We start from the raw sequence: 2,725 nt of genomic DNA, 5'->3' as shown, positions 1-2,725 counted from the left end.
TCACCGAGTACGAGACCCTGCGCGCCGAGCAGAACGCCTTCGGCAAGCGGGTCAAGCAGGCCAGCCCCGACGAGCGCAAGGTGCTCGTCGCCCGCGCCTCCGAGCTCGCCCAGAGCGTCAAGGCCGCGAACGCGCGCGCGAACGAGGCCGAGGAGGCCTTCCGGGCCCTGGCGCTCCAGATCGAGAACGTCGTGGTGGCGGGCGTGCCCTCGGGCGGCGAGGAAAACTTCGTCACCCTCCGCGAGGTCGGTGCGATCCCCACCTTCGATTTCGAGCCAAAGGATCACCTCGCCCTCGGCGAGGCCCTGGGCGCGATCGACATGGAGCGCGGCGCGAAGGTCTCCGGCGCGCGTTTCTACTTCCTCCGCGGCGTCGGCGCCCGCCTGGAGCTGGCCCTCATGAACCTGGCGCTCGATCGCGCCCTGCAGCACGGCTTCGTGCCGCTGATCACCCCGACGCTCGTCAAGCCCGAGATCATGCGCGGCACGGGTTTCCTGGGCGAGCACGCCGACGAGGTGTACCACCTGCCCGCCGACGACCTCTTCCTCACGGGCACGAGCGAGGTCGCCCTCGCGGGCTACCACGCGGACGAGATCCTCGACGTGAGCGACGGCCCCGTCCGCTACGCGGGCTGGTCCACCTGCTACCGGCGCGAGGCTGGCTCGCACGGCAAGGACACCCGGGGCATCCTGCGGGTGCACCAGTTCAACAAGCTCGAGATGTTCGTCTACACGGACCCGGCCGACGCCGAGGCCGAGCACGACCGACTCGTCAGCTACCAGGAGGAGATGCTGCAGGCACTCGGCCTGAGCTACCGCGTCATCGACGTGGCGGCGGGCGATTTGGGCTCGAGCGCCGCGCGCAAGTTCGACATCGAGGCCTGGGTGCCCACCCAGGAGGCGTTCCGGGAACTGACCTCCACGAGCAACTGCACCACCTTCCAGGCCCGCCGCCTGGGGACTCGGCACCGCACCGAGAGCGGCAAGACCGCTCCCGTGGCCACGCTGAACGGCACCCTCGCGACGACCCGCTGGATCGTCGCGATCCTGGAGACCCACCAGCAGGCCGATGGCAGCGTCACCGTCCCCGAGGCGCTGCGCCCGTACCTCGGCGGCCTTGCGGTGCTGACCCCGGAGCCCGCCAAGAAATGACGCGCTCACTCGTGGCCCTCGACCTCGACGGCACCGTCCTGCACCACGACGGCGCCATCGATGAGCGTCTCGCCGGGCACATCCGTGCCCTCTTTGCCGCGGGCCACGAGATCATCGTCTCCACCGGGAGATCCGCCGGCAGCACCCTCCCCGTGATTGAGCGGCTCGGCATCCGCCCCGCCTGGGTCGTCTGCGCGAACGGCGCGGTCGTCCTGAAGCGGGACGCGCTCGCCGAGCGCGCCTACCGGCGCGAGTACGTGGAGACCTTCGACACGACCGACGTGCTCTCGCGCATCAGCACGCACCTCGTCACCGCCCGCTACGCGGTCGAGGACGGTGACGGCCTGTTCCGGTACACGGACGAGATCCCGGACACCACGCTGCTCGGGGCCAAGAAGCAGGTGCCCTTCGGCGAACTGCTCGGCGTGCAGGCCACCCGCGTGGTCGTCTTCTCCCCGGACCACCGCCTGGAGGACTTCCTCGACATCGTCGAGGAGATGGGCCTGCACCACGTGTCCTACTCGATCGGCTGGACTGCCTGGCTCGACATCGCCCCAGAGGGCGTCACGAAGGCCTCCGCGCTGGAGCGCCTGCGCGGAATGCTCGGCATTGATCGCTCGCGGGTGATCGCTGCGGGCGACGGGCGCAACGACATCGAAATGCTGACCTGGGCGGGCCGCCACGGCCACGCCATCGCAATGGGGCAGGGCCCCGCCGAGGTACAGGCCGCGGCGACCGAGGTGACGGGCACGGTCGAGGAGGGCGGCCTGACGGCGGCCCTTGAGGCACGCTTCCCCGAGCTGCTCGCGCGCTGATCGCCACGGGGCTTCCGCGCGGCCCGGTGATGCTCTGGCCCCGGCTGAGGCGCTAGACTGAAATCCTGCGTGCGTGCGCGCAGGGAGGGCTGTCCGAGCGGCCGAAGGAGCTTGTCTTGAAAACAAGTAGGCAGCAATGTCTCGTGGGTTCGAATCCCACGCCCTCCGCCAGATCCAAGCGCCTGTTGCCCCCGTCCTGAGGGGAACGGGCGCGGTGTCGTTCCCGCTGGAGCCCACGTGCGAGCCGACGCCCGGGAAACCGGGGTGGACCCCCGTCAGACGCCGCGGCCCGCACCGCGACGCCCGACGGCGGCCTCCTAGGCAGCCTGGGCGGGAGCCGTCGGCTGCCCCGATCCCGTGCGCCGCATGCCCGGTTCGCGGCGCGTCACGCAGGCGAGCGCGAGGCCGATGATCGCCCAGATACTGAGCGTCCACCACGGCCCGGCCGCCCCCGCCTCCGGGAAGTAGCCGACGAGGCGGGTGAGCGTCGCCGTTGCGCCCGGAATCATGCCCTGGCCCATGGCGCCGAGTCCCCCCGGAAGGAACTCGAAGGGCACCGCGAAGGCGGCCCAGGGCATCGCCGCGAACAGGGTGAGGAGGGCGGCGAGACCGAGGCCCGGCCGGCCCAGCACGGAGTGTAGGCCGACGAAGAGCCCGCTCGTCGCGGTCAGGGAGAGACCAAGGGCGAGCCACAGCGCCCCGAAGGACGCCGGGAACACGCCAAGCCAGGTCTGCAGCACGAGCGCCAGCAGCAGTCCT

The 2,725-nt window shown here is 71.1% G+C and carries 2 protein-coding genes, 1 tRNA gene and 1 pseudogene; 3 read left to right on the top strand and 1 reads right to left on the bottom strand.

All coding sequences use genetic code 11. From position 1 onward, the window contains the following. From serS to OOT08_RS08750, 3 genes are all read left to right on the top strand, one after another. Positions 1-1,151, top strand: a 1,151-nt coding sequence (serS, locus tag OOT08_RS08760; RefSeq protein ID WP_325092254.1) for a serine--tRNA ligase, incomplete at its 5' end; no start/stop codon positions are given. Then, entirely contained in the window at positions 1,148-1,966 is an 819-nt protein-coding gene (locus OOT08_RS08755) for an HAD family hydrolase (protein WP_325092252.1), read from the top strand. The genes serS and OOT08_RS08755, both read left to right, overlap by 4 nt. An 83-nt stretch (positions 1,967-2,049) precedes the next feature. Further along, a tRNA-Ser gene (locus tag OOT08_RS08750) sits at positions 2,050-2,137 on the top strand. A 146-nt stretch (positions 2,138-2,283) separates the two neighbouring features. Here OOT08_RS08750 and OOT08_RS08745 read toward each other — a convergent pair. Next, positions 2,284-2,725: pseudogene (locus tag OOT08_RS08745) on the bottom strand (hypothetical protein); the annotation flags it as partial.

This window comes from Leucobacter sp. M11 (genome assembly GCF_035726885.1).
GTDB lineage: Bacteria > Actinomycetota > Actinomycetes > Actinomycetales > Microbacteriaceae > JAPFRB01.
The sequence above is the reverse complement of the archived record's forward strand: the minus strand, read 5'-3'. Positions and strand labels throughout refer to the sequence as shown.

Excerpts from the sequence above, each read along its gene's own strand:
- OOT08_RS08755 (WP_325092252.1), top strand. The coding sequence starts at position 1,148 with ATGACGCGCTCACTCGTGGCCCTCGACCTCGACGGCACCGTCCTGCAC.